We start from the raw sequence: 4188 nt of genomic DNA, 5'->3' as shown, positions 1-4188 counted from the left end.
CGCCGGCACGGTGTAGGCGCCGAGCATGGCCAGCGCGAGGAAGGCGAGCGCGGCGCGCACCAGCACGGGCAGGCCGAGCGGCGCGGTGCGCTGGGCGACGCGGCGCGTGATCGGCCGCAGGTCGGCCTCGCGGCTCGGTTCGTCGTAGGCGAAGGAATGGGACATGACCGTCGGGCTCCGGGCGGCGCTAGCTGCGGAACATCTGCGAGGTGGTGGAGAGCATCTGGTCGGCGGCGGTCACGACCTTCGAGTTCATCTCGTAGGCGCGCTGGGCCGCGATCAGGGAGGAGATCTCGGTGACGGCGTTCACGTTCGCCTCCTCCAGGTAGGATTGCTGGAGGTTGCCGAAGCCCTCGCCGCCGGGCAGACCGGCGACCGCCGGGCCGGAGGCCGCGGTCTCGATGAACAAGTTGTCGCCGATCGACTCGAGGCCGGTCTTGTTGACGAAGCGGGCGAGCTGGAACTGGCCGAGCGATTGCGGCGCGGTCTGCCCCGGCAGCGTCGCCTGCACGGCGCCGGTGGCGCTGATGGTGACGGCGGTGGCGGTGTTCGGCACGGTGACGCCGGGATCGACGAGATAGCCGTCGCGGGTCACGAGCTGCCCCTGGGCCGACAGGTCGAACGAGCCGTCGCGGCTGTAGGCGGTGCGGCCGTCCGGCATCGTCACCCGGAAGAAGCCCTCGCCGCGGATCGCGACGTCGTAGTCCTTCTCCGTCGAGGTCAGCGTGCCCTGCGACATGATGCGGGCGGTCGACACCGTCTTCACGCCCGAGCCGATGGCGAGGCCCGCCGGCAGCTGCGTGTTCTGGTCCGAGGTCGAGGCGCCGGCGCGGCGCAGGTTCTGGTAGAGCAGATCCTGGAAGTGCGGCTGCTGGCGCTTGTACCCGGTGGTGCGAAGGTTGGCGATGTTGTTCGAGATGACCTGGACGTTGAGTTCCTGGGCCGCCATGCCTGTGGCGGCGGCGTAGAGCGCGCGCATCGTCTAGCTCCCGGTCAGGCGACGTCGGCGAGGCGGCGGATCGCCGTGCCCCGCAGATCGTCGAGCCGCGTGATCACGCTGGACACCATCGCGTAGGTCCGGTTCACGTCCATCAGCCGGGTCATCTCGAGCACCGGCTTGACGTTGGACTTCTCCAGCGCCCCCGATTCGAGGCGGCCCTTGATGCCCGCGGGCTGCGGCTGCGCGGTCGAGGCGTAGAGGTTGGCGCCGGCGTTGCTCAGGCTCTGCGGGTTGGCGAAGGTCACGAGCTTCACCCGGCCGCGGACGCCGAGGTTGGTCGAGACCGTGCCGTCCTGCCCGATCGAGAGGCCGGTCTCCTGCGGGTTGATGGTGATCGGTCCGCCCTCGCCCTGCACGGCGTAGCCGTCGCTGGTGACGAGGTTGCCCTGCGCGCTCACCTCGAAGGCGCCGTTGCGGGTGAAGCGCACGCCCTGCGGCGTCTGCACCGAGAAGAACGCCTCGCCCTGGATCGCCACGTGGGTCGGGTTGCCGTCCGGCTCGATCGCGCCCTGGCCGAGGTCGAGGGTCGTGCCCTGGTCGATCACGTAGGAGAGGCGGCGGTCGGCGTCCGAGAAGGTGTCGGCGCTCGCCGTCGGCATGAGGTACTCCTCGAAGCGCGTCGAGCGGCCCTTGAAGCCGGTGGTCGAGACGTTGGCCATGTTGTTGGCGATGACGTCGAGCTCGCGCTGAAGCGCCATTTGGCTCGATACGCCGACGAGGAGGGCATTCTGCATCTGAACTCGATCCGTCGTGCCGCGGTGGCGGCGAGGGGATATCCGCATCCCCCGTGCCAGATCGATCTTTTGCAATTTTGCGTGATTTTTCAGTGCGTTGACAGTGAGGAGGGCGTTATGGCCGCACGACCGGATCGGACCGTCGGCAAAGCCGACCCGGCAGATTGTGCCGACTTAACGCCGCGTTAACCCTGCGGGCCGATACCGGAGGCTCGAACCGGCCCGCACCCGATAGGCGGGTACCCCAGCCATCAGCCGACGGACCACGGAACACCGCTCATGGCCAAGAAGCCCAAGAAAGCGGAAGGCGTCGAGGGGGCGCCCGGCGAGGCCGAGGCGCCCAAGAGCAAGAAGAAGCTCGTGATCATCGCCGCCGCCGCGGTGCTGCTCCTCGGCGGGGGAGGGGGCGCCTTCGTGATGAAGAAGCGCGCCGCCGCCCAGGCCGAGACCGAGCACGCCGCCGACAAGGCCGAGGTGAAGCAGCCGTCCGTGTTCCTCGACGTGCGCGAGATGGTGATGAACCTCAGCCCCGAGCCCGGCTCCGACAAGGCCAAGTTCGCCAAGCTCCGCATCGCACTCGAGCTCAAGGACGCCAAGGTCGAGAACGAGGTGAAGCCGCTGATGCCCCGCGTCGAGGACGCGCTGCAGGTCTACATGCGCGACATGCGCAGCAGCGATATCTCCGGGTCGGTCGGCATGTACCGCCTCCGCGAGGAGTTGCTGAAGCGGGTCAACGTCGCGGTCTACCCCGCCAAGGTCGAGGCGGTGCTCTTCAAGGACGTGATCGTCCAGTAGCCGACGACCCCGCCGAGCCCGACCCCGCCGAGCCCGCCCGCGCCGCAACCCAACCGAGCCCGCCATGGAACCCGACGACCCGAACGTGGAGGACGACTGGTCGGCGGCCCTGATCGAGCAGGGTGCCGAAGGCGGCGACGCGTCGCTCGCCGACGAGTGGGGCGCGGCGCTCGCCGAGCAGGGCACCACCCGCAACGCCAGCGACGTCGCCGCCGAGTGGGCGACGATGATCGAGGACGGGGAGAGCGACAACCTCCCCGAGCTCGCCGGCAACGACCGCATCCTCAGCCAGGACGAGATCGACGACGTCGTCGGCTTCTCCCTGCGCGAGCTGTCCGCGTCCGGCGCGGGCGGCGTGCGCGCCATCGTCGATTCGGGCGTCGTCCAGTACGAACGCCTCCCGATGCTGGAGATCGTCTTCGACCGGATGATCCGGTTGCTGTCGACCTCGCTGCGCAACTTCTTCCAGGACAACGTCGAGGTGACCCTCGACAACATCACCTCCGTCCGCTTCGGCGACTACCTCAACGCCATCCCGCTGCCGACCCTGCTCGGGGTGTTCAAGGCCGACGCCTGGGAGAATTCCGGGCTGGTGACGGTGGAGTCGAACCTCGCCTACTCGACCCTGGACCTGCTGCTCGGGGGCAAGCGCGGCGGCACGTCGAGCCGGCTCGACGGGCGGCCCTTCACCACGATCGAGATGCAGCTCGTTCGGCGCCTGGTCGAGATCATCCTCGGCGACCTCGAGCTGTCGTTCCAGCCGCTCTCCCCGGTGAAGTTCGGGATCGACCGGATCGAGACCAACCCGCGCTTCGCCACGATCACCCGCCCGGCCAACGCCGCGATCCTGATCAGCCTGCGCCTCGACATGGACGGGCGCGGCGGCCTGCTCCAGATCCTGTTCCCCTACGCCACGATCGAGCCGATCCGTGAACTGCTCATGCAGAGCTTCATGGGCGAGAAGCTCGGCCGCGACCACGTCTGGGAGGGGCACCTCGCCACCGAGATCTGGCAGGCGGACATGACGATGGAGGCGGTGCTGCACGAGATGATGCTGCCGCTGAAGCGCGTCATGGCCCTGAAGGTCGGCGACACGCTGATGTTCGACGCCAAGCCCAGCGACCTGATCACCGTCCGCTGCGGCGAGTGGGCGCTGACCCAGGGGCGGATCGGGCGCGTCGACGACAGCATCGCCGTGCAGGTGACGCGGCCGTTGCGGCGCTCGCGCACCACGCTCCAGGCCTACGAGGCCTCGATGAACAACCGAAGCGACGCCTGAGATGGATTTTCGGTCATGAGCCTCCTCGTCACGCTCGCCGCCGACGGCCTCGTCGCGATCCTCCTCGTCGCCACCATCGTGTCGTCGATGAAGCTGTCGCGGCGCATCGTCCAGTTGAAGGGCGACGAGGCGGCGCTGCGCCAGACCATCGGCGACCTCATGGTGGCCACCGCCAGCGCCGAGCGCGCCATCGCGGGGCTGCGCAACACCCTGGACGAGTGCGACCGGACGCTCGCCGAACGCCTCGGCACCGCCGAGCGCTACGCCGCAGACATCGCCGCTCAGGTCGAGGCCGGCGAGGGCGTGATCGCCCGCATCGGCGCGATCGTCACGCAGATGCGTGGTGCCGCGCCCCGACCGGCCGCCCCCGAGCCGGCACC

The 4188-nt window shown here is 69.2% G+C and carries 5 protein-coding genes; 3 read left to right on the top strand and 2 right to left on the bottom strand.

Annotated features, from left to right (window positions below; translation table 11 throughout):
• Positions 1 to 187: 187 nt before the first annotated feature.
• The gene (gene flgG / locus FV222_RS18830; protein ID WP_147754321.1) at positions 188 to 979 is read right to left on the bottom strand and encodes a flagellar basal-body rod protein FlgG; all 792 of its coding nucleotides are present in this window, start codon (positions 977 to 979) and stop codon (positions 188 to 190) included.
• Positions 980 to 993: 14 nt separating this feature from the next.
• A complete protein-coding gene (gene flgF / locus FV222_RS18825) occupies positions 994 to 1734 on the bottom strand; it encodes a flagellar basal-body rod protein FlgF (protein ID WP_147815379.1) in 741 nt (246 codons plus the stop codon).
• A gap of 279 nt (positions 1735 to 2013) precedes the next feature.
• Between flgF and fliL the strand changes: the two genes are divergently transcribed.
• The 3 genes from fliL to FV222_RS18810 all read left to right on the top strand — a co-directional run.
• Positions 2014 to 2529 carry a flagellar basal body-associated protein FliL gene (gene fliL, locus FV222_RS18820; RefSeq protein ID WP_147815378.1) on the top strand — a complete coding sequence of 172 codons (516 nt, stop codon included), beginning with the start codon at positions 2014 to 2016 and terminating at the stop codon, positions 2527 to 2529.
• Between the two features lie 64 nt (positions 2530 to 2593).
• The gene (gene fliM, locus FV222_RS18815; RefSeq protein ID WP_147754318.1) at positions 2594 to 3808 is read left to right on the top strand and encodes a flagellar motor switch protein FliM; all 1215 of its coding nucleotides are present in this window, start codon (positions 2594 to 2596) and stop codon (positions 3806 to 3808) included.
• A gap of 15 nt (positions 3809 to 3823) precedes the next feature.
• The coding region (locus FV222_RS18810) for a DUF6468 domain-containing protein (RefSeq protein ID WP_147815377.1) at positions 3824 to 4188 on the top strand (365 nt) is incomplete at its 3' end.

Origin of the sequence: Methylobacterium sp. WL103, assembly GCF_008039885.1 — a bacterium.
Classification (GTDB): Bacteria; Pseudomonadota; Alphaproteobacteria; order Rhizobiales; family Beijerinckiaceae; genus Methylobacterium; species Methylobacterium cerastii.
Note: the sequence above shows the minus strand (reverse complement) of the source record. Positions and strands in the feature narration are given on the sequence as shown.

Coding starts and splice junctions, on each gene's coding strand:
- flgG (WP_147754321.1), bottom strand. CDS start 979: ATGCGCGCGCTCTACGCCGCCGCCACAGGCATGGCGGCCCAGGAACTC.
- flgF (WP_147815379.1), bottom strand. CDS start 1,734: ATGCAGAATGCCCTCCTCGTCGGCGTATCGAGCCAAATGGCGCTTCAG.
- fliL (WP_147815378.1), top strand. CDS start 2,014: ATGGCCAAGAAGCCCAAGAAAGCGGAAGGCGTCGAGGGGGCGCCCGGC.
- fliM (WP_147754318.1), top strand. CDS start 2,594: ATGGAACCCGACGACCCGAACGTGGAGGACGACTGGTCGGCGGCCCTG.